This is a genomic window from Stenotrophomonas sp. 96582_Sma, assembly GCF_056480905.1.
Genome location: NZ_CM151122.1, coordinates 3,466,128 through 3,488,079 on the forward strand (window position 1 = coordinate 3,466,128; position 21,952 = coordinate 3,488,079).

General features: G+C 65.7%; 19 protein-coding genes. 9 read left to right on the forward strand and 10 right to left on the reverse strand.

The window, feature by feature from the left end; all coding sequences use genetic code 11:
* Positions 1–137: 137 nt before the first annotated feature.
* From ACZK2R_RS16310 to prmB, 4 genes are all read right to left on the reverse strand, one after another.
* Positions 138–1,166 (reverse strand): aspartate-semialdehyde dehydrogenase, encoded by a 1,029-nt coding sequence (locus ACZK2R_RS16310; protein WP_012511725.1) that lies wholly within the window; start codon positions 1,164–1,166, stop codon positions 138–140.
* Between the two features lie 93 nt (positions 1,167–1,259).
* Positions 1,260–2,297, reverse strand: a complete 1,038-nt coding sequence (locus ACZK2R_RS16315; protein ID WP_180836624.1) for a 2-hydroxyacid dehydrogenase — start codon at positions 2,295–2,297, stop codon at positions 1,260–1,262.
* Positions 2,290–3,393 (reverse strand): chorismate synthase, encoded by a 1,104-nt coding sequence (gene aroC, locus ACZK2R_RS16320; protein WP_032128244.1) that lies wholly within the window; start codon positions 3,391–3,393, stop codon positions 2,290–2,292. The genes ACZK2R_RS16315 and aroC overlap by 8 nt, the downstream gene beginning before the upstream one ends.
* A complete protein-coding gene (prmB, locus tag ACZK2R_RS16325; RefSeq protein WP_032128243.1) occupies positions 3,390–4,319 on the reverse strand; it encodes a 50S ribosomal protein L3 N(5)-glutamine methyltransferase in 930 nt (309 codons plus the stop codon). Before prmB ends, aroC begins: the two co-directional genes overlap by 4 nt.
* Before the next feature lie 122 nt (positions 4,320–4,441).
* Here prmB and ACZK2R_RS16330 point away from each other — a divergent pair, with 122 nt between their 5' ends.
* Together ACZK2R_RS16330 and asd are read left to right on the forward strand one after the other, a co-directional pair.
* Positions 4,442–5,092, forward strand: coding sequence for an SCO family protein (locus ACZK2R_RS16330; RefSeq protein ID WP_006381470.1), 651 nt, complete (start codon positions 4,442–4,444; stop codon positions 5,090–5,092).
* The gene (asd, locus tag ACZK2R_RS16335) at positions 5,089–5,931 is read left to right on the forward strand and encodes an archaetidylserine decarboxylase (protein ID WP_180836623.1); all 843 of its coding nucleotides are present in this window, start codon (positions 5,089–5,091) and stop codon (positions 5,929–5,931) included. Before ACZK2R_RS16330 ends, asd begins: the two co-directional genes overlap by 4 nt.
* A gap of 91 nt (positions 5,932–6,022) precedes the next feature.
* On the opposite strand, the gene ACZK2R_RS16340 is transcribed toward asd, so the two are convergent.
* On the reverse strand, positions 6,023–6,370 hold the full coding sequence (locus ACZK2R_RS16340; protein ID WP_071228773.1) for a ribonuclease E inhibitor RraB: 348 nt from the start codon (positions 6,368–6,370) through the stop codon (positions 6,023–6,025).
* 22 nt (positions 6,371–6,392) lie between these two features.
* Positions 6,393–7,997: a transglycosylase SLT domain-containing protein gene (locus ACZK2R_RS16345; protein ID WP_180836622.1), complete on the reverse strand. Its 1,605-nt coding sequence runs from the start codon at positions 7,995–7,997 to the stop codon at positions 6,393–6,395.
* Between the two features lie 122 nt (positions 7,998–8,119).
* Here ACZK2R_RS16345 and ACZK2R_RS16350 point away from each other — a divergent pair, with 122 nt between their 5' ends.
* Positions 8,120–9,625, forward strand: a complete 1,506-nt coding sequence (locus ACZK2R_RS16350) for a helicase HerA-like domain-containing protein (protein ID WP_125895849.1) — start codon at positions 8,120–8,122, stop codon at positions 9,623–9,625.
* A 78-nt stretch (positions 9,626–9,703) separates the two neighbouring features.
* Positions 9,704–10,210, forward strand: coding sequence for a transcription elongation factor GreB (greB, locus tag ACZK2R_RS16355; RefSeq protein WP_012480898.1), 507 nt, complete (start codon positions 9,704–9,706; stop codon positions 10,208–10,210).
* A 157-nt stretch (positions 10,211–10,367) separates the two neighbouring features.
* Here the strand turns inward: greB and ACZK2R_RS16360 are convergent, their stop codons facing one another.
* Both ACZK2R_RS16360 and rimO read right to left on the reverse strand, forming a co-directional pair.
* Positions 10,368–11,204, reverse strand: a complete 837-nt coding sequence (locus ACZK2R_RS16360) for a DUF3025 domain-containing protein (RefSeq protein ID WP_125895848.1) — start codon at positions 11,202–11,204, stop codon at positions 10,368–10,370.
* Positions 11,201–12,562 carry a 30S ribosomal protein S12 methylthiotransferase RimO gene (gene rimO, locus ACZK2R_RS16365; protein WP_125895847.1) on the reverse strand — a complete coding sequence of 454 codons (1,362 nt, stop codon included), beginning with the start codon at positions 12,560–12,562 and terminating at the stop codon, positions 11,201–11,203. Before rimO ends, ACZK2R_RS16360 begins: the two co-directional genes overlap by 4 nt.
* A gap of 203 nt (positions 12,563–12,765) precedes the next feature.
* On the opposite strand from rimO, the gene ACZK2R_RS16370 reads away from it, so the two are divergent.
* From ACZK2R_RS16370 to ACZK2R_RS16380, 3 genes are read left to right on the forward strand one after another with little or no spacing between them, the layout of a single operon-like run.
* A complete protein-coding gene (locus ACZK2R_RS16370; RefSeq protein ID WP_125895846.1) occupies positions 12,766–13,437 on the forward strand; it encodes a dienelactone hydrolase family protein in 672 nt (223 codons plus the stop codon).
* Positions 13,434–13,856 (forward strand): HIT domain-containing protein, encoded by a 423-nt coding sequence (locus ACZK2R_RS16375; RefSeq protein WP_049398714.1) that lies wholly within the window; start codon positions 13,434–13,436, stop codon positions 13,854–13,856. Before ACZK2R_RS16370 ends, ACZK2R_RS16375 begins: the two co-directional genes overlap by 4 nt.
* A gap of 15 nt (positions 13,857–13,871) precedes the next feature.
* Positions 13,872–14,039 carry a LiaI-LiaF-like domain-containing protein gene (locus tag ACZK2R_RS16380; RefSeq protein ID WP_005418011.1) on the forward strand — a complete coding sequence of 56 codons (168 nt, stop codon included), beginning with the start codon at positions 13,872–13,874 and terminating at the stop codon, positions 14,037–14,039.
* A 96-nt stretch (positions 14,040–14,135) separates the two neighbouring features.
* Here ACZK2R_RS16380 and dcd read toward each other — a convergent pair whose 3' ends face one another.
* Positions 14,136–14,708 (reverse strand): dCTP deaminase, encoded by a 573-nt coding sequence (dcd, locus tag ACZK2R_RS16385; protein ID WP_010483020.1) that lies wholly within the window; start codon positions 14,706–14,708, stop codon positions 14,136–14,138.
* Between the two features lie 77 nt (positions 14,709–14,785).
* Positions 14,786–15,640, reverse strand: a complete 855-nt coding sequence (gene apbC, locus ACZK2R_RS16390) for an iron-sulfur cluster carrier protein ApbC (RefSeq protein WP_026347084.1) — start codon at positions 15,638–15,640, stop codon at positions 14,786–14,788.
* 214 nt (positions 15,641–15,854) lie between these two features.
* Between apbC and ACZK2R_RS16395 the strand changes: the two genes are divergently transcribed.
* Entirely contained in the window at positions 15,855–18,644 is a 2,790-nt protein-coding gene (locus ACZK2R_RS16395) for a TonB-dependent receptor plug domain-containing protein (protein WP_180836621.1), read from the forward strand.
* Between the two features lie 343 nt (positions 18,645–18,987).
* Positions 18,988–21,795, forward strand: coding sequence for a TonB-dependent receptor domain-containing protein (locus tag ACZK2R_RS16400; RefSeq protein WP_180836620.1), 2,808 nt, complete (start codon positions 18,988–18,990; stop codon positions 21,793–21,795).
* Positions 21,796–21,952: the final 157 nt, after the last annotated feature.

Below are 21,952 nucleotides of genomic sequence, written 5' to 3' on the forward strand. Positions count from 1 at the left end.
ATAAAGCGTGCGGACCGGGGTCCGCACCCACCGATGGGAGACCTTCGGTAGTGCCGGCCGCTGGCCGGCACACACGCACGCCCCATCACGGCAATACCGGCCAGCGGCCGGCACTACCGATGAGGCAACCGCTGTGATCAGCGCTGCTCGGCGGCGACCAGCTCGGCCAGCTGCACGGCATTCAACGCCGCGCCCTTGCGCACGTTGTCCGACACGATCCACAGGTTCAGGCCGCGCGGGTGCGACAGGTCCTCGCGGATGCGGCCGACGTACACCGCGTCGGTGCCCGACGCATGCGTGACCGGGGTCGGGTAGCCGCCAGCCTCGTGGCGATCCACCACTTCGATGCCCGGCGACTGCTCCAGCAGCGCGCGTGCTTCGGCCACGGTGACCTTGTCGCGGGTCTCGATCGCGACCGACTCGGAGTGGCCGTAGAACACCGGCACACGCACTGCAGTCGGGTTCACCAGGATGCTGTCGTCACCGAGGATCTTGCGGGTCTCCCAGATCAGCTTCATCTCTTCCTTGGTGAAGCCATTGTCCTGGAAGTCGTCGATGTGCGGGATCAGGTTGAAGGCGATCTGCACCGGGAAGCGCTGCGGATCGATTTCCTGGAAACTCAGCAGCTGGCCGGTCTGCTTGCCCAGCTCCTCGGTTGCCGAACGGCCACCGCCGGACACCGACTGGTAAGTGGAGACGTTGATGCGCTCGATGCCGTACTTGCGATGCAGCGGCGCCAGCGCCACCAGCATCTGCATCGTCGAGCAGTTCGGGTTGGCGATGATGCCGCGCGGACGGTTGGCGACCTGCTCCGGGTTGACCTCGGACACCACCAGCGGCACGTCATCGTCGTAGCGGAAGGCCGAGGAGTTGTCGATCACCACCGCACCGGCGGCGGCGAACTTCGGTGCGTATTCCTTGGACACGCTGCCACCGGCCGAGAACAGCGCGATCTCGACGCCGCTCGGATCGAAGGTGGCCAGGTCCTGGACCTTGACCTTCTGGCCATTGAACTCGATCTCACCGCCGGCCGAACGCTCGGAGGCGAGGACGCTCAGGGTACCGACCGGGAAATCACGTTCGGCCAGGATCGACAACATGGTCTCGCCGACCGCACCGGTGGCACCGACGACGGCGACGTGGAAACTGCGCTGTGCATTGCTCATGGGGGAAACTCTCACGAAAACGGGGATGGGGAAAAAAACACGCACGACAGCTGGGTTCGGGGAACCTCCTCAAGCGGGGCGCGCGGAGGTTCCCTATCGTTTCCCGGTTTTTTTGCCCAGAGTCACGCGCGCGGCCATCGCCGCCTCTGCGTTGATCGCGCTCGGCATGCGCGATGGGCCGCCGTCCAGGCCGAGCCCGGCAACCAGATTATCCACGGCCAGCTGTACCATCGCCGTGCGCGTGGCCAGCGAGGCGCTGCCGATGTGCGGAGTGAGCACGACGTTGCGCAGCGCCAGCAGTTCGGGGCGTACCTTTGGCTCGCCTTCGTACACATCCAGACCCGCTGCAGCAAGGCGGCCGTTGGCCAGCGCATCGGCCAGCGCGATCTCATCGACCAGGCCACCGCGGGCGATGTTCACCAGCGTCGCCGACGGCTTCATCTTCGCCAGCGCGGCGGCATCGATCAGGTGGTGCGAGGCCGGGGTATACGGCAGCACCAGCAGCAGGTGATCGGACTGCGCCAGCAGCGTGTCCAGGTCAACGTAACGGGCCGCCACCTCCGCTTCGGTCGCGGCCGGAAGCTGCGAACGGTTGTGGTAAAGCACCTTCATGCCGAAACCATGCGCGCCGCGACGGGCGATGCCCTGGCCGATGCGGCCCATGCCGAGGATACCCAGCGTGCTGCCGTGGATGTCGGCACCGAGCATGGTCTGGAACGACCACTGCTGCCACTGGCCTTCGCGCAGCCAGCGCTCGGATTCAGTGATGCGGCGCGCGGTGGCCATCAACAGAGCGAAACCGAGATCGGCGGTGGTTTCAGTCAGGACGTCCGGGGTATTGCTGGCGAGGATGCCGGCCGCGCTGAGCGCGTCGACGTCCAGGTTGTTGTAGCCCACCCCGACATTGGCGATCACCTGCAGCTGCGCGGCGCCGGACACCTGGGCCGCACCGATGCGCTCGTTGAGGGTGATGATGGCGCCGTCGGCGCTGGCCAGCTGTTCGGCGATCTGGTCGGGCGACCACGCGGTGACGGTGTCGGTGCTGCGCAGCTGCACGCGATCGCGCAGCGGCGCGATGGCCGCGTCGATCAGCGGCTGGCTCACCCACACGGTCGGCCGCGTGTCAGCCATCGATCTGCCCGGGAATACGCGGGGTGATCGTGCCAACATCGCCGCACTGCGCGCGATGACGCAGCGCCTGGTCCATCAGCACCATCGCCACCATCGCCTCGGCGATCGGGGTGGCGCGGATACCGACGCAGGGATCGTGGCGACCGGTGGTGACGACCTCCACCACGTTGCCGGCCGTGTCCAGCGACGGGCCGGGCAGGCGCAGGCTGGAAGTCGGCTTGAGCACGATCGAGGCGACCACCGGCTGGCCGGTGGAAATGCCACCGAGGATGCCGCCGGCATGGTTGCTGGCGAAGCCCTGCGGGGTCAGCAGGTCGCGGTGTTCGGTGCCCTTCTGTGCGGCGCTGGCGAAACCGTCGCCGATCTCAACGCCCTTCACCGCGTTGATGCTCATCAGCGCGGCAGCCAGTTCGCCATCGAGCTTGCCGTAGATCGGCTCGCCCCAGCCTGGCGGCACGTTGTCGGCCACCACGTCCACGCGCGCACCGACCGAATCACCGGACTTGCGCAGCGCATCCATGTACGCCTCCAGCTCGGGCACCTGTGCGGCGTGCGGCCAGAAGAAGGGATTGTCTTCCACCGCCGACCAGTCGAAACCGGCCGGGGTGATCTCGCCCAGCTGCGACAGGTAGCCGCGCACGGTCACGCCGAAGCGCTCGGCCAGCCATTTCTTGGCGACTACGCCGGCGGCCACGCGCATGGTGGTCTCGCGCGCGGAAGAACGGCCGCCACCGCGCGGGTCGCGGATGCCGTACTTGTGCCAGTAGCTGTAGTCGGCATGGCCCGGGCGGAACTGCTGGCCGATGTTGGCGTAGTCCTTGCTGCGCTGGTCGGTGTTGCGGATCAGCAGGGCGATCGGCGTGCCGGTGGTCAGGCCCTCGTACACGCCGGACAGGATCTCGACCTCGTCCGCCTCGCGGCGCGCTGAGGTGTGCCGGCTCTTGCCGGTAGCGCGACGCTGCAGGTCGTGGGCGAATTCGGCCGCGTCCAGCGCCAGCCCCGGAGGGCAGCCATCGATCACGCAGCCGATGGCCGGCCCGTGCGACTCGCCGAACGTGGTGACGGTGAACAGCTTGCCGAACGAATTGGAGCTCACGGGCGCTGCGCCGCCAGCTCGGTGATGCGCGCGCTGTGGGCGATCAGCTCGCGGCATTCGACCGCGAAGATGCCCATCTGGCCGACCTTGAATTCGATCCAGGCGAAGTCGACTTCCGGCAGCAGCTTGATCAGGTGCTGCTCGGACTCGCCCACTTCACAGATCAGCAGGCCGTCCTCGCTCAGGTGCAGCGGGGCATCGCGCAGGATCTTCAGCACCAGGTCCAGGCCGTCGTCACCGGCACGCAGGCCCATCTCCGGCTCGTAGGAGTATTCCTGCGGCAGGGCATCGGTCTCGTCGTTGGTGACGTACGGGGGGTTGGTGACGATCAGGTCGTAGTGGCGACCGGTCAGGCCGTTGAACAGGTCCGACTTGAGCAGGGTCACGTTGTGCGCCTGCAGGCGTTCCTTGTTTTCCTCGGCCAGCGACAGCGCGTCGTCGCTCAGGTCGACACCGTCCACTTCCCAGTTCGGGTAATAGTGGCCCATGGCGATGGCGATGCAGCCCGAACCGGTGCACAGGTCCAGCGCACGGCTGACATCGCGGCCGGCCAACCACGGCTCGAAGCCGCACTCGATCAGTTCAGCGATCGGCGAGCGCGGCACCAGGGCGCGCTTGTCGCTCTTGAAGCTCAGACCGGCGAACCAGGCCTCACCGGTCAGGTAGGCGGCCGGGATGCGTTCGTCGATGCGACGCTGGAACAGTTCCAGCACACGCACCTTCTCTTCCTGCAGCAGACGCGCCTGGCCGTAGGCCGGGCCCAGATCGTGCGGCAGGTGCAGGCTGTGCAGCACCAGCTGGGTGGCCTCATCCAGCGCGTTGTCGTAGCTGTGCCCGAAGGTCAGCCCGGCTTCGTTGAAACGGCTGGTGCCGTAGCGGATCAGATCGATGATCGTGTGGAGTTCGGCGGCCGTTTCAGCGGTCATGGCGGTACTGCGGGCAAAGTGGCCCTCGATTATAGGGGCTGGCGCCCGCGGCGGCATCCGTTGCGGCAGAAACGATCGAGCCGCAGCCGGTATGATGGAGCCCACTTCGCGCGGGGGCTCCCATGTTCAATCGCAACGCCGGCATCATCCTGCTGATCGCCCTGGCGGCGGGTCTCGGCCTGCTGGCCGCCCAGCAGGTGTTCGCGCCGAAGCCGCCGGCCAATGCCCCGGCCACCGAAGCGATCACGCTGTACCCGCAGCCGCGCGAACTGCCCGACTTCAATCTGGCCCAGTCCGACGGCACCCGCCTGATCCCGGGCGAACTGAAGGGTCACTGGACCCTGGTGTTCTTGGGCTTCACCTTCTGCCCGGACGTCTGCCCGACCACCCTGGCCGAGCTGGCCGGCGCGCAGAACCAGTGGGAGGCCCTGCCCGACAGCCTGCGCCCGCGCGTGCTGTTCATCTCGGTCGACCCGGACCGTGACAGCGCCACCCGCCTGGGCGAGTACGTGCACGGCTTCCACAAGGACACCCTGGCCGCCACCGCCGACGTTCCCTCGCTGGAGCGCTTCGCCACCTCGCTGGGCTTCGTGTTCCAGAAGGTGCCAGGCAAGCACTTCGACGAGAATCCCGAGGATTACACCGTCGAGCATTCGGCCAGCCTGGCCGTGCTCGACCCGCAGGGCCGCCTTGCCGGCCTGGTGCGCCCCCCGTTCAACGCGCCGGCCATTGCCCGCGACCTGCAGAAGCTGACCGAGAAAACCGCCCCATGAGCCTCACCACCGCCCTGACGTACGCCCTGCCCCACCGCCTGCTGTCCTCGATGGCGCGTTCGCTGGCGTACTCGGACGATCCGCGCGTGTCGCGCTGGCTGATCGACACGGTCACCCGCAAGTTCAACGTCAATCTGGACGAAGCGGCCAACCCGGACCCGCGCAGCTATGCCACCTTCAACCAGTTCTTCACCCGTGCACTGAAGCCGGGCGCGCGCGTGGCCGATGCCGATCCGCGCAGCCTGGTGATGCCGGCCGACGGCCGCATCAGCCAGCTCGGCAGGATCGAAGCCGGCCGCATCTTCCAGGCCAAGGGCCAGTCGTTCACCGCCGCCGAACTACTGGGCAGTGACGAGGACGCCAAGCCGTACAACGACGGCCTGTACGCCACCGTGTACCTGTCGCCGCGCGACTACCATCGCGTGCACATGCCGTGGACCGGCACCCTGCGCGAAACCGTGCACGTGCCGGGCCGCCTGTTCAGCGTCGGCCCGGCCGCCGTCAACGGCGTGCCGCGCCTTTTCGCGCGCAACGAGCGCCTGGTCTGCCATTTCGACACCAGCTTCGGCCCGATGGTCAGCGTGATGGTCGGTGCGCTGCTGGTGTCCGGCGTGGAAACCGTGTGGAGCGGCGAAGAAATTCCGGCCTACGGTGACCGCATCACCCGCAAGGACTACCGCGGCCAGGGCATCCAGCTGGGGCGTTTCGCCGAGATGGCGCGCTTCAACTACGGCTCGACCGTGATCGTGCTGCTGCCGCCGGGCGTAGCCGAGTTCGCCCCGCAGCTGGGCGCCGAAAGCCCGGTGCAGCTGGGCCAGGCGCTGGCGAAGCTGCGCTGAGGCTTCGGTAGTGCCGGCCGCTGGCCGGCATCTCCGTTGATCCAACGCGACGAGCATTGCCGGCCAGCGGCCGGCACTACCGGTACGCGCGTTACTGCAGGGCCGGAGCCGGGCCGACGTCCATGCCGTCGTAGTCTTCCACGCCCTTTTCCGCGGCCAGCGCAGCGAATTCCTGGTTGCGGCGATCCAGCGAGGCTTCGTCGTGGATCTCCACACGCTCCACGTGCAGCACGTGGAACGGCGCGTCGCCCTCTTCCGGCTCCTGCTCGAACAGTTCCACGAAGGTATAGCCCTGCGCCTGCAGGTGCTCTGCCAGTGCCTGCAACGGCTCGGCAGTGGAGTGCACGAAGAAGTACCCCCACAGCAACGGGCCGGTGATGTCCCAGTCGGTGTTTTCGCGGAGGTTGGCGAACAGGTTGCGGGTGTCTTCGAGGTCCATGCGGATTCCAGGGTCGGGGGGATTACTTGTCGCAGCCCTGCAGCTTCAGCGTCTGGCCGTGGCGCAGGCTGTAGGCCGGGGCCTTCAGGCCATTGGCGCGGGCCAGGGTGGGCACGTCGCACTGGAACTTGGCCGCGATGGCGCCCAGGGTTTCACCCCGGCCCACCTTGTGGCTGCGCACCGGCTTCGGGCGCGCCGCCGGGCGCGGCGTGGCCACCGGAGCGACCGGCGTGGTCGGCACGCTGGTGGACGCGGCCGCATCGGCCACCGGCACCACGCCGCCCACGGCCACGCTTCCGGTGTAGCTGGTCGCGGCCGGGCGCTTGATTGCTGCGTTCAGATCGGCGGTGATCAGCGTGCGGGCCAGGTCGGCACGCGGGCCACTGACGCAGTTGCGCTGGTACAGGCCGGCGATGCGGGTGGTGGCATTGATCAGCGTGCCGGCCGGGATCCAGCCATCGGCCTCATAGCGCGGGTTGAGGTTGCGCAGCGCGCGCATGTAGCCATCGCGGGTGCCGTGGCTGCCCAGGCAGATGGTCAGTTCGTAGATGGTGGTCGACTTGGCCAGGCGCAGCGTGGCCGGCTGCGCGCTGATCTTCGGGAACTCCACGCCGTATTGCTGCGGGTGCAGGAAGATCCAGGCCGCGGCGATCACCATCGGCACGTAGTCCTTGGTCTCGCCGGGGAACTGGTTGTAGACGCTGTCGGTCCAGAAGCTCTGCCCGGCGCTCTGCTTGAACACGCGCGCGGCGCGGCCTTCGCCACCATTGTAGGCGGCCACCGACATTTCCACGTTGTTGTTCAGTTCGCGCAGGCGTTCGTTGAGGTAGCTGGCGCTGGCCTCGGCCGCACTGCGTGCATCGAAGCGGGTGTCAAAGCCGGTGCCATCCGGGCCGAGGCCGAAGCGGCGGCCGGTGGCCGGCATGAACTGCATCAACCCGGCGGCGCCAGCGCGCGATGAAGCATGTACGCGGCCATTGGACTCCTTGGCCATGATGCCGAACAGCAGCGCTTCAGGCAGGCCACGCTTCTCCCACTCCGGCCACATCACCGCACGCAGGTTCTGGTAGTTCTCGTAGCTGGTCAGCAACGCCGGGCGCATGTCGGTCAACCAGCGGCGGATGCCGGCCTGCACGGCGGGGTTGTACTCGACCATGGTGTCGAAGGCATGTCGCTTGTCGTTGAGCAGCGCTGCAGCGCGCGCGGCCTCCGGCACGTCGGCGGTAAGCGGGCCGATATGGTCGGGGTCGGCTTCCAGGCGGTCACCCCCCTCATCGGCCACGTCATCGCTGGCAGCGGCATCAGCATCATGCTTGAGCAGACGCTTGTAGCTGGCCAGCAGGGTGCCCATCTGGCAGCCCTTCTGCTTCACGCAGTCGTTGAGGACATCTTCCATGTCCTCCAGCGCGGCGTCGGCTTCGTTGCTGCCCTTGGGGTCGGCATTGGCGACCAGCAGCAGCGCATCGCTGTAGCGCTTCTCGGCGGCGGTCATGCGCTGCTGCAGCGCATCCACCTTCACCTTGTCCCGGGCCGAAACCCGCTGCGCATGGGCGTCGGGCGCCAGGGAAACCAGGCCGGCCAGGGCCAGCAGCGGCCAACCGCGGGAAATCAGGACAGGAACGGGCATTGATGGCACTGTGTGCGAAACAGGCAGGCAGAGTAGCGGCGCCGCCAAGGTCCGGGCAAGCCGACCTTCGGACCGTCACCGCCGGCGGTTAACATTGGGCTATTCACCACAAGGGCTGGACCATGGATCCGATTCTGCTCGGCAAAGGCATCACCGACGATGTGGCCGTCACCCTGCTGCCGAAACTCGGCAACCGCCACGGCCTGGTGGCCGGCGCCACCGGTACCGGCAAGACCGTGACCCTGATGACCCTGGCCGAGGGCTTCTCGCGGCTGGGCGTGCCGGTGTTCCTGGCCGATGTCAAGGGCGATGTGTCCGGCCTGGCGGTGCCCGGCCCTGGCGCCGAAAACCTGCTCAAGCGCGCCGCCGAGATCGGCGTGGCCGACTACGCGCCGGCCGCCAGCCCGACCATTTTCTGGGACCTGTACGGCAAGCTGGGTCACCCGGTGCGCACCACGGTCAGCGAGATGGGCCCGACCCTGCTGGCGCGCATCCTCGAGTTGAACGACACCCAGTCCGGCGTGCTCGACATCGTGTTCAAGCTGGCCGACGACCGTGGCCTGCTGCTGCTGGACATGGACGACCTGCGCGCCCTGCTCGGCCTGGTCGCCGAGGAACGCAAGGACATCTCCACCGAGTACGGTCTGGTCAGCGCGCAGTCCATCGCTGCGATCCAGCGCTCGGTGTTGCGCCTGGCACAGGATGGCGGCGAGAACTTCTTCGGCGAACCGGCCTTGGAACTGGCCGACATCATGCGGGTCAATCACGACGGCCGCGGCGTGATCGGCATCCTCGCCGCCGACCAGCTGGTGCTCAAGCCCAAGTTGTATTCCACCTTCCTGCTGTGGCTGCTGTCGGAGCTGTTCGAGCAGCTGCCGGAGGTGGGCGACCTGGACAAGCCGAAGCTGGTCTTCATCTTCGACGAGGCCCACCTGCTGTTCGACGACGCACCGGCCTCGCTGGTGCAGCGCATCGAGCAGGTGGTGCGCCTGATCCGCTCCAAGGGCGTGGGCGTGTATTTCTGCTCGCAGTTCCCCGACGACGTACCGGGCAACATCCTCGGCCAGCTCGGCAACCGCGTGCAGCACGCACTGCGTGCGTTCACCCCGCGCGACCAGAAGGCGGTGAAGACCGCTGCCGAGACCTTCGTGCCGAATCCGAAGCTGGACGTGGCCAAGGTGCTCAGTCAGCTCGGCACCGGCGAAGCACTGGTCTCCACGCTGCAGGACAAGGGCGTGCCGATGCCGGTGCAGCAGACGATGATCGCACCGCCGCGCTGCCGGATGGGGCCGATCACCGAGGCCGAGCGCACCCAGGTGCGTGCCGGCAGCCCGGTCGGCAGCCGCTACGACACCGCGATCAACCGCGAATCGGCCGCCGAGCTGCTGGCCCAGCGTGCGCAGAAAACAGTCGAGCAGGCGCAGGCTCCCGCCGCCCGCAGCCGCGAGCAGGACGAAGCGCAGGAAGGCGGTTTCGGCCAGGCGATCAAGGATGCGATCTTCGGCACCAAGCGCCGCCAGGGCATGATCGAGACCATGGCCAAGCAGACCACGCGTACCGTTGGCACCAAGCTGGGCAACCAGATCGTGCGCGGCCTGCTGGGCGGCATCTTCGGCGGCAAACGCTGACCTGCCCTCCCGGGGTCGGAGGCCTTTCCTGTGGAAAGGACCCGGCCCCATCGTTCCCCTGAAAAGAAGTTGCACCACATGTCGCGTTGGCGTCCCCCTGCAGAAAAGAGTACCGCCCTGATCACCGCCTCCGGCCACGCCCGGCTGAAGGCCGAGCTGGATGACCTATGGCGTGTGCGCCGCCCCGAGGTGGTGAAGGCACTGGCCGCGGCCGCTGCGGAAGGCGACCGTTCGGAAAACGCCGAGTACACCTATCGCAAGAAGCAGCTGGGCGAGATCGACCGTCGTGTGCGCTACCTGACCAAGCGGTTGGAATCGCTACGCGTGGTCGATACCACGCCGACCGATCCGCTGGCGGTGTTCTTCGGCGCATGGGTGGAACTGGAGAACGTGGACAGCGGTGAGACCAGCCGCTATCGCATTGTCGGCCCGGATGAGACCGATGCTGGGCTGGGTTGGATCAGCATCGATTCCCCCCTGGCGCGTGCGCTGCTGAAGAAGCGGCTGGATGATGAATTTTCGGTGGAACTGCCCGGCGGCCAGTTCACCTTCGCGGTGATCAGCGTGGAATACGAACCGCTGTAGCGTCGACTGTCAGTCGACTACCGCGCCAAGCGCGGCACAAACCTCCGCAGCCGGACGGTAAGCGCACCGCGCTCCTCATCGCGGTTGATGACTCGCCGAAGCCACCTGTCGGGCGTTCACGGCCTCGGAACGAAGAGCAGTCGACTGACAGTCGGCTCTACATAGACCCGTGCAACGGCCGCGGGTACTGGCGGCCGGCACGCAGCGGGCGGAAGTACGCGGCATCTGCATAGAAGGCGGCATCCTGTCCCTGGTGCCAGCCCGGGATTCCCGCCAGCGGCAGCGGACGCAACTGCAGGGGATCGGTCACTGCCCTGCCCTCGACGATGGCCGAAGCCACTGCGTCAACGCAGGCATCATCGACTTCGCCGTGCACCACCACGCACTTGCCCACCAGCCGGCGGCCCGGCAGCAGCGCCTGCTCCATCAGCGCGTGCCCGAATACCGTAGCGATGGCAATGTCGCCGCTCAGCCAGTGTCTCGATTCGAACAGCGCACACCAGTCGTGCACATCCCAGGCAGCCAGCAGCGTGTGATCGCGCACACGCACGATCACGCCGGTTTCGTCGAACTGGGTCAGTGCCGCCTGCGCGCGGTTGCGCTGACCCGGCGGCATCGCCTCGATATGCCGGCACTGCTGCGCATTGAGCGCCTGCTTGAGCTGCGGGTAGTGGGCCCACACCAGTGCGTTGAACAGGTCATGCCAGTTGTCGGCGCGGGTGGCGATGCGGCCCTGTGCGATGCGGGCTTCGTAGTGCAGGCCGTCGGCCAGCAGCCTGGCATCCTGCTCGACCAGCTGCATGCCCGGTAGCGCGAGGCGTGCCTCGAGCGCTGCAATGGACGGCCACTCCGGGCCTTCCAACAGATCACGAACGTCGCGCAATCCGGCAAACACCGGGTGCGCGAACACCTGTGGATCGACCGCCGCACGCGGCGGCGGCACGAAACGGCGGACGCCGCTGCCGTCACCGGCGGCGGTCGTCGCCGCGGTCACAGCATCTTGAGATCGAATGCCGGGCGGGTGGCGGCCGGCAGCGCGTCACCGTACAGGTCGTGCTCGTCGCTCTCGGTGATGTCCACGTCGACGAACTCACCCACGCGCAACGGCACCTGGTCGGCATTCTGGATGTGCACCAGGCCATCGATCTCCGGGGCATCGGCCTTGGAACGGGCCACCGCGATATCGCCTTCGATGGCGTCGACCAGGCACTGCTGCACGGTGCCGATCTTGGCCTCCAGGCGCGCAGCGGAAATCTGCGCCTGCTTTTCCATGAAACGGGCCAAGCGCTCCTGCTTCACTTCCTCCGGAACCGCATCCGGCAGGTCGTTGGCGGTGGCACCCTCGACCGGCGAATAGGCGAACGCGCCGACGCGGTCCAGCTGCGCTTCGTCGAGGAACGACAGCAGCTCTTCAAATTCGGCCTCGGTCTCGCCGGGGAAGCCGACGATGAAGGTGGAACGCACGGTGATGTCCGGCGCGATACGGCGCCAGTTCTGCACGCGCTCCAGGGTCTTCTCGACCGCGCCGGGGCGCTTCATCAGGCGCAGGATGCGTGGGCTGGCGTGCTGGAACGGGATGTCCAGGTACGGCAGGATGCGGTTTTCGGCCATCAGCGGCACCACCTCGTCCACGTGCGGGTACGGGTAGACGTAGTGCATGCGCACCCACGCATCCAGCTCGGACAGGCCTTCGCACAGCGCCTTCAGGCGGGTCTGGTAGGCCTTGTTTCGCCACATCTTCTCGGCGTACTTCACGTCCACGCCATAGGCCGAGGTGTCCTGCGAAACCACCAGCAGCTCGCGCACGCCACCACGCACCAGGCGCTCGGCTTCACGCAGCACTTCATCCACCGGGCGCGAAACCAGCTTGCCGCGCATCGACGGAATGATGCAGAAGCTGCACTTGTGGTTGCAGCCCTCGGAAATCTTCAGGTAGGCATAGTGACGCGGGGTCAGCTTGATGCCGTAGTCGGGCACCAGGTCCACGAACGGATCGTGCTTGGGCGGCAGCGCTTCGTGCACCGCTTCCATCACGCTCTGGTAGTCCTGCGGGCCGGACACCGCCAGCACGTTGGGGTACGCCTCGCGGATCTGCTCCGGGCGCTTGCCCAGGCAGCCGGTGACGATGACCTTACCGTTCTGGTTCATCGCCTCGCCGATCGCGTCCAGCGACTCGGTCACCGCCGAATCGATGAAGCCGCAGGTGTTGACCACCACCACGTCGGCCGAATCGTAGGACGGCACGATGTCGTAGCCTTCCGAGCGGAGCTGGGTAAGGATGCGTTCGGAATCGACAAGGGCCTTCGGGCAGCCAAGGCTGACGAAGCCGACTTTGGGGTTCAGCTGGGACATGGAATCGCGGGACTCTGGGGGCCTGGGCCCCTGCCGTCGTGGCAGGGGTTCCTGGGGGCCGGGGCCTGAAAGGGCGCCAGTATACCGGGGTTGGCGGCCGCGCTCTGAATGGCCAGCCGCCCGATCACGCACAGCCGCTGACACCGCGCTAACCCACGCAGCGCCGACAATGCGGTTCTGTTCACCGCAACGAGATGGAAACGATGGCCGAGTGGATCACCCTGGATACGCATCACGGCCCGGTACGGGCCTGGCACGCCCTGCCGGAGGGCACCCCGCGTGGCGGGCTGGTGGTGGTGCAGGAAATCTTCGGCGCCAACCCGCACATCCGCGGCGTGGCCGAGCGCTTCGCGGCCGAAGGCTATGCGGTGCTGGCGCCGTCCTTTTTCGACCTGATTGACGGCACAGAAGCCGATCCGGACGCCCTGCCCTATGACGCCGACGGCGTGAAGCAGGGCCTGGAACGGGTCAGCGCACTGGGCATGGAGAAGGCGCTGGAGGTGGTCCGTGCCGCAGCGACCCGGCTGGCCCCCTACGGCAAGGTCGGCACGGTGGGCTACTGCTGGGGCGGCACGGTGGCGATGCTGTCGGCCCTGCGCCTGGGCCTGCCCTCGGTCAGCTACTACGGTGCGCGCAACGTCCAGTTCCTGGATGAGACACCCAAGGCCCCGGTGATCTTCCACTTCGGTGCCCAGGACAAGAGCATCCCGCCGGAGGCCGTGCAGGCCCATCGCGAGAAGCTGCCGCAGATGGCCACCTTCGTCTATCCGGCCGACCACGCCTTCAACCGGGAGGTCGGACATGCGTATGATCCAGACAGCGCCACCCTGGCGCTGCAACGCACCCTGGACTTCTTCTCGGAGCATCTTGGATGAGCGAATTCGAACTCGATTCACGCCTGGCCACCGATAGCGTGCTGGTGGCGGAAGGACCGTTGTCGCAAGTGCGGCTGATGAACGACGAACGATTCCCCTGGCTGGTGCTGGTACCGCGCCTGGCCGGGGTGACCGAGTGGATCGAGCTGGACGGCGAGCAGCAGGACAAGCTGCGCACCGAGCTCAACCGCGCCTGCAAGGCCCTGAAGGGCGCCGACGGGGTGGAGAAGATCAATATCGGTGCGCTGGGCAACATCGTGCGCCAGCTGCATTTCCATGTGATCGGCCGCCATGACGGCGACCCCGCGTGGCCGGGCCCGGTCTGGGGCAGTGGCCCTGCGCACCGCTACGAGCCGGGTGCGCTGGACCAGCATGTCGCCTACTGGAAGGAACGGCTAGGATATCCAGCCCAGTCCTGAGCGTTTGCCGACCCGATGCGATTCAACCTCGTTGCCGCCGTCCTGCTGATCCTGATCGGCCTGTTCATGCTCGCCAGCAACCTCGGCTGGACGCACCTGAACCTGTCCAAGCTGCTGTTGACCTGGTGGCCGGTGGCACTGGTGGGCGTGGGCATCGCGATGCTGTTCGGTCGCGGGAAATAAGCTGGCGCCGGGCCATGCCCGGCGAGCGCAGCGTGTGGCCGCACCCATGAAAACGCCGGGCATGCCCGGCGTTTTCGTCATGCGATGGCGCGCCGCTCAGGTCCGCGGCAGGGTCACGCCGGTCTGGCCTTGGTACTTGCCACCACGATCGCGGTACGACGTCTCGCAGATGTCATCGGCGGCCGCCTGGAAGAACAGCATCTGCGCCACGCCTTCATTGGCGTAGATGCGTGCCGGCAGCGGCGTGGTGTTGCTGAATTCCAGGGTGACGTGGCCTTCCCACTCCGGCTCCAGCGGGGTCACGTTGACGATGATGCCGCAGCGCGCGTAGGTGCTCTTGCCCAGGCACACCACCAGGGTGTCGCGCGGGATGCGGAAGTACTCCACGGTGCGCGCCAACGCGAAGCTGTTGGGCGGGATGATGCATTCATCGCCGACGATATCCACGAAGCTGCCCGGATCGAAGTGCTTGGGATCGACGATGGTCGAGTTGATGTTGGTGAACACCTTGAACTCGCGCGAGCAGCGCACGTCGTAGCCGTAGCTGGAGGTGCCATAGCTGACGATGCGCTCGCCGTTGGCCTGCTTGACCTGCCCGGCCTCGAACGGCTCGATCATGCCGTGCTGCTCGGACATGCGGCGGATCCAACGGTCACTCTTGATGCTCATGCTTTGTCCTGGGGTACGAGGGGGCGCGAGGATTCTAGCAGGGGGCCGGGCGTTGCCGGCGGCCCCTGCCCTGGCACTTACAGCAGCGACGACAGGATCGGGATCGAGGCACGCGGACGCTTGCCAACCTCCTCGATCAGGCGCTGGGCGGCATGGCGGTAGGCCTGGGCCGGGACCGAATCCGGCTGGGCCACGGTGATCGGGGTACCGGAATCGCCCTGCTCGCGGATGCCGATCTGCAGCGGCAACGAACCCAGCAACGGCACGCCGTACTGCGCGGCCATGCGCTCGCCGCCGCCCTCGCCGAACAGGTGCTCGACATGCCCGCAGCTGCTGCAGGTATGCACCGCCATGTTCTCGACGATGCCGAGCACCGGCACCTCGACCTTCTCGAACATCTTCAGCGCCTTCTTCGCATCCAGCGTGGCGATGTCCTGCGGGGTGGTGACGATCACCGCGCCGGCCAGCGGGATCTTCTGGGTCAGGGTCAGCTGGATGTCACCGGTGCCCGGTGGCAGGTCGATCAGCAGGTAGTCCAGGTCATCCCACAGGGTGTCATTGAACAGCTGGGTCATCGCCGAGGTGGCCATCGGTCCACGCCAGATCATCGGCGTGTCTTCTTCGATCAGGTAGCCGATCGACATGGTGTCCACGCCGAACGCACGCAGCGGCTCGATGCTCTTGTTGTCGGGGCTTTCCGGGCGACCGGACAGGCCCAGCATGGCCGGCACGCTCGGCCCGTAGATGTCCGCATCAAGCACGCCCACGCGTGCGCCGAGCTGCTGCAGGGCCACGGCCAGATTGACCGCAGTGGTCGACTTGCCGACGCCGCCCTTGCCCGAACCAACCGCGATCACGTTGCGGATGCGGGCATGCGGCGTAAGTCCCTTCTGGACCTGGCTTGCATGGGGACGGCGGGGAGAACTGTTCACAACGAGCACCGGCGGGGTCAGGGGGAATAACCGAGCATCATACAAGCTGGACGTAACCTGACTGAAATTCAGGATTGCTACAGATTCGTGCACAGATTGTTAAGTTCATGTTACGTTCGACCCGCACTGTTTTGGGCTGCGGAGCTGGCATTTCCAGCCCGCGCGATGGCGCATGCGCAGTGCCGTTTTTGTTTTTGCTCTCCAATGGAACTACATGAACTACGTAAGCAACACCGCACGTCGCAACACGCTCGCCGTCGCCCTGATTTCCGCTCTGATGGCCGCCGCCCCGGCAATGGCCCAGGACAAGGCGACCAACCTGGACAAGATCACCGTCACCGGTTCGCTGATCCCGCAGACCCAGGTTGAAACCCAGACCCCGGTGATGTCCATCACCGCCCAAGACATCCAGACCCGCGGCTTCAGCAGTGTTGCTGAAGTGCTGCAGCAGTCGTCGCTGACCACCGGCGGCCTGCAGGGTGGCCAGACCTCGGGTTCGTTCACCCAGGGCGCCGAAGCTGCCGGCATGTTCGGCCTGAACCCGGGCTACACCAAGTACCTGATCAACGGCCGCCCGATGCTTTCGTATCCGGCGCTGTACAACGGCAGCGAAACCTTCAACAACATCAGCGGCATTCCGATCGACATCGTCGAGCGCATCGAAGTGCTGCCGGGCGGCCAGTCCTCGCTGTACGGCTCGGACGCGATCGCCGGTGTGGTCAACATCATCCTGAAGGAGCGCATGGACGGCGGCACCATGACCCTCCGTGGCGGCACCTACACCGAAGGCGGTGGCAGCAACATCCGCTTCAGCGCCGCCAAGGGCATCAACGCCTTCGACGACCGCTTCCATGCACTGTTCAACGTGCAGATCGAGAACGGCAGCCCGATCTGGGGCTACCAGCGCGACATCACCCGCCAGAACAACCCGGTCGGCTACACCGCCCAGGTCCCGTCGAACGACTTCGCCGTCATCACCAACGCTGACAACAAGCTGCTGATGATGGACCCGAGCCGTTGCGCGAACGTCGCTGGGCTGTATGACGGCACCACTGTGGTCGGCCAGCGCCCGTCGGGCGAGTCCTGCGGTTCGGTGTACAGCGCCGGCTACAAGACCCTGAAGAACGGCAAGAACAGCGGCCAGTTCTACTCGTCGATGACCTTCGACGTGAACGACAACTTCCAGCTGTTCGCCGATGTGCTGTACAGCAAGGAAAAGACCGAGTTCACCTCCGGCTCCAGCGCCCTGTGGTGGGGCACCAAGTCGAGCCTGGGCAGCTTCTACGACCAGGGCCTGGGCAAGGTCGTGAACCTGCAGCGCGCCTTCGCGCCGGAAGAAATCGGCCCGGGCCACTACAACAACATCATGAACTCCGACGAAAGCCGTGCTTACCAGGTCACCCTGGGCGGCAAGGGCATGGTCGGCGACTGGGACTACAGCGCCAGCTTCACCCGTGGTGAGTACCGCCTGGACCAGAACCGCTTCGTGCGCTGGAAGGACAAGATCGATGGCTTCTTCGGCGACAACGTGCTGGGCCCCAAGCTGGGCACCACCGCTGATGGCTTCGACATCTACAACCCGGACTACGCGGCCTTCTACTCGCCGATCACTCCGGACCAGTTCGCCAGCTTCACCGGCTACGGTACCCACCGCAGCAAGACCTGGCAGAACCTGGGCCGCGTGCAGGTGACCAACGGCTCGCTGTTCAGCCTGCCGGGCGGTGACGCCGGCCTGGCCGTTGTGCTGGAAGGTGGCAGCGAAGGTTGGGACTACTCGCCGGACCAGGCGTTCGTCAAGGGCAACGTGTGGGGCACCACCGCCGTCGCCGGCGCCGGCCACCGCAGCAACTATGCGGTCACCAGCGAGCTGCGCATGCCGCTGCACGACAAGCTGACCGTCAGCGCGTCGGGCCGCTATGACGCCTTCAAGATTGCCGACAAGACCGTCGACAAGGCCACCTACAGCATCGGTCTGGAATTCCGTCCGATCGAGAGCCTGCTGCTGCGCGGCAAGTACGGTACCGCCTTCCGCGCGCCGACCCTGTCCGATGCCTTCCAGGGCATGAGCGGTTCGTACTCGTCCGGCCAGAACGACTACTACCGCTGCAGCCAGCTGGGCTACGGCCTGCGTGACGAGGCCTGCTCGTTCTACAAGAACACCTCGGTGTACAGCGAAAAGTCCGGCAACCCGGACCTGAAGCCGATCACCGCCGACGTCTGGAGCGCAGGCGTGGTGTGGGCCCCGGTCAGCAACTTCTCGCTGTCGGCCGACTACTACAACTGGAAGATCAAGAACGAGGTCAAGACCCTCAGCAGCGACCAGCTGCTGCTGGCCGAGTACCAGTGCCACAACGGCCTGCCGAACAACACCTCGGCCAGCTGCGGTGACGTGACCAACTGGGTGTCCCGCGATGCCGGTGGCAACCTGACCCGCGTGTACACGCCGAAGCTCAACGTTGCCAGCCAGAACCTGGAAGCGGTGACCGTAGCGGCCAAGTACCAGCAGGATATCGGCCGCTTCGGCTCGCTGATGTTCTCCGGCAACTACACCAACATGCTGAAGCGTGAAGTGCAGCCGATGCCGGGTGCCGCCAAGCTGGATCTGCTGAGCGATCCGTACAACATGTGGTACTACGACAACTTCGCCAAGGTCCGCGGCGATCTGTCGGTGGCCTGGAACATCGCCAAGTTCACCACCACCGTGTACGCCAACTACGTCGGCAGCACCCCGAACTACCTGGCCTACACCGGCCGCAGCTACGGCTACGTCCACTCCTCCGGCGCCAAGGCCGGCAAGTGGGGTTCGTACACCACGTACAACCTGAGCATGAACTACCAGGCACAGGAAGATCTGGTCCTGTCGCTGATGGTCAACAACGTGTTCAACAAGCTGCCGGAAGGCCAGCGCTACAACTACCCGGGCAACGAATCGACCCCGTTCAATGACGGCTTCTACAGCGTCTACGGCCGCCAGATCTCGGCCCAGGTCAAGTACAACTTCTGATCCCGTCGTTTTCCGGACTTCGTGTCTGGACCAGGCCCCGCTTCGGCGGGGCCTTTTTTTTGGTTCCAGGAAGCCTTCGGTAAAGCACTGATGCAGAAGCAGCAAATGCACTACGAAAGAATGCTCTTCATATCGCCATCTTTTGAAACACTCCAAAACAATTGGCGTTAGTCATTGATATACCGACATTTTTCAGCCGAAACCCCGATTGACGAAATGACGATCGTGTGTTCCCTGCGTTAAGTGCGTGTTACGGTCCGACTGAATGGAATGCAACTGAACAGATCGTTAAGCCGACACGGAAGCCGGTAGCCAAAGACATCGCTCACTACGGGGATTTTCCATGTCTCGCCATCGTTCCACACTCTCGCGCCACCCACTGACGCTCGCCCTGCTCGGCACACTGCTCGCCTCCGGCACGGCCCTGGCGCAAAGCGGCAATGCACCGACCCAGCTTGACCGCGTGACGGTCACCGGTTCGCTGATTCCGCAGACCGAGATCGAGAACCACACGCCGGTCCTGACCGTGACCGCAGAGGACATCCAGACCCGCGGCTTCACCAGCGTTGCCGATGTCCTGCAGCAGTCCTCGCTGTCCACTGGCGGCCTGCAGGGTGGCCAGACCTCGGCCTCGTTCACCCAGGGCGCCGAAGCCGCCGGCATGTTCGGCCTCAGCCCGGGTTACACCAAGTACCTCATCAACGGCCGCCCGATGCTTTCATATCCGGCGCTGTACAACGGCGGCGATACGTTCAACAACATCAGCGGCATTCCGATCGACATCGTCGAGCGCATCGAGATCCTGCCGGGCGGCCAGTCCTCACTGTATGGCTCCGATGCGATCGCTGGCGTGGTCAACATCATCCTCAAGGAACGCATGGATGGTGGCGTCCTCAACGTCCGTGGCGGCGCCTACAGCGAAGGCGGCGGCAACAGCTTCCGCTTCAGCGGCGCCCGCGGCTTCAATGGTGTCGATGACCGCTTCCACGCGCTGGTCAATGTGCAGTACGAAAAGACCAGCCCGATCTGGGGCTACCAACGCGATCTGACCAAGGTCAACAATCCCGACGGCTACAGCCCGCAGTACGTCTCCAACGATTTCCTGGTGCTGCTGCCGGCCAACAACAACCGTTACGCGATGATGGACCCGAACCTGTGCGCCAACGTCGCCGGGCAGTTCGATGGCACCACCGTGCTCGGCACCCGGCCCACCGGCCAGGCATGCGGCTCGACCTATGGCACCGGCTACAAGACCATCAAGAACGGCAAGGAAAGCGCGCAGATCTACAGCTCTGCCACCTTCGACGTGAATGACAATTTCCAGCTGTTCGGCGATGCGCTGTACAGCCTGGAAGAGGTCAAGTACGCGACGGGTTCCGGCTACACCTGGTGGGGCACCTCTTCCGGTTGGGGCCGCTTCTACGACCAGGCCAGCGGCCAGTACATGAACCTGCAGCGCGTGTTCGCCCCGGAAGACATCGGCGGCGCCGGCTACCGCGACATCATGAACACCGACCGCAACAAGGCCTATCAGGTGACGCTGGGCGGCCGCGGCACGGCCGGCAACTGGGACTACAGCCTCAGCTTCACCCGCGGCGAGTACAAGCTGACCGAGCGCAATTTCGTGCGCTGGAATGACCCGATCAACGATTACTTCGAACAGCGCGTGCTCGGCCCGGTGCTGGGAACCACCAGCACCGGCTACGACATCTACAGCCCGAACTGGGAAGCCTTCTACGCGCCGCTGCCGGCCGGTGACTTCCAGACCTTCACCGGCTACAGCTACAGCCAGAGCCGCACCTGGCAGAACCTGGCCCGTGCACAGGTCACCAATGGATCACTGTTCAAGCTGCCCGGCGGCGACGCCGGCCTGGCCGTGGTCGTTGAAGGTGGAAGCGAAGGCTGGGACTACAGCCCCGATCCGGGCCTGATGGATGGCAGCGTCTGGGGCACCACGGCGGTCTCCGGTGCCGGCCACCGCAGCAACTATGCGGTGACCGGCGAACTGCGCCTGCCCCTGCATGACATGCTGACGGTGACCGGTTCCGGTCGCTACGACGCCTTCAAGATCGGCAGCAACACCGTCGACAAGTCCACCTACAGCATCGGCGTCGAGTTCCGTCCGATCGAAAGCCTGCTGTTCCGCGGCAAGTACGGTACGGCGTTCCGCGCTCCGACGCTGTCCGACGCGTTCCAGGGCCGTAGCGGCTACTACGCCAACGGCTCCACCGACTACTACCGCTGCGGCCAGTTGGGCTACGACCCGGCCAACACCACCGGTTGCCCGTATGACAGCGTCTCGGTGTTCGGCACCCGCGCCGGCAATCCGGACCTGGAACCGATCACCGCCGACGTCTGGAATGCAGGTGTTGTGTGGGCACCGATCAACAACCTGTCGCTGTCGGTGGACTACTACAACTGGAAGATCAAGAACGAGGTCGATACGCTCAGCTCCGACCAGCTGCTGCTGGCCGAGTACTACTGCCGTCGCGGCCAGGCCAACAACACCTCGGCCAGCTGCCAGAACGTCAACGACTGGATCACCCGCGATGCGTCCGGCGTGCTGGACGAGATCTACACCCCGAAGATGAACGTCGCCCGCCAGAACCTGGAAGCGCTGACCGCCAGCTTCAAGTACGTGCACGACATGGGCCGCTTCGGTTCGCTTCAGTTCTCGGGCAACTACACCGACATGCTCAAGCGCGAACTGCAGCCGCAGCCGGGCGATGAGTTCCTGGACCTGCTGCGTGACCCGTACGCGATGTGGGTGTACGACTCGTACGCCAAGGTGCGCGCCGATGGTTCGGTCGGCTGGGCCAAGGACAAATGGACCACCACCCTGTACGCCAACTACATTGGCAAGACGCCGAACTACATGGCGTACGTGGGCAATGGCTACGACTACGTCCACAGCTCCGGCTACAAGGCAGGCAAGTGGGGCTCCTACACCACTTACAACCTGAGCGTGAACTACCGTGCATTGGACAACCTGACCCTGTCGCTGATGGTCAACAACGTGTTCAACAAGATGCCGGACAACCAGCGCTTCAGCTTCGCCGGCACCAGCGGCCAGCCGTACAACAATTACCTGTACAACGCCTACGGGCGTGCCATCTATGTGCAGGCCAAGTACGAGTTCGGCGATCACTGATCCAGGCCCTTGCCGCACCAAAGACCCCGCCCCCGGCGGGGTCTTTTTTTGCTGGTCGTCCCTCCAGGGCGTGACGCGCGCCCGGGCATTCACGCCAAGTTGACTGGATTCACGTCTTCGTTCATCTTCAGGTCATATTGATGTGCCCGCCACAAGG